At 70.0% G+C, this 230-nt stretch carries 1 pseudogene; it reads left to right on the top strand.

The features are described from left to right. Window positions 1–218 (top strand): annotated as a pseudogene (locus QZH66_RS19005) (ribonucleotide reductase subunit alpha); the annotation flags it as partial. Window positions 219–230: the final 12 nt, after the last annotated feature.

The following is a 230-nucleotide window of genomic DNA, read 5'->3' as shown; positions in this document are numbered from 1 at the left end:
ACATCGCTTCGTTCGCGGCGCTGGTCGAGGAGTCCGCCCAGTTTGGCCACGACTGGGCCATGGTGTTCGCCGCCGCGCTGTCCGGCACCTTGAACCAGGCGCCCAGCAGCGCAGACGCCGAGGCGCCGCTGCAGCGCATGGTCGAGGCCATCAAGGGCGGCGCGCACGGCGCTTTCATTCCGTTCAACCGGCAGGGCGAGCCGGTGCAACTGGGCTGATGGCCATGGCCC

The sequence above is a fragment of the Stenotrophomonas sp. YIM B06876 genome, assembly GCF_030711595.1.
GTDB lineage: Bacteria > Pseudomonadota > Gammaproteobacteria > Xanthomonadales > Xanthomonadaceae > Stenotrophomonas.
This window is presented reverse-complemented; position numbering and strand designations above follow the sequence as displayed.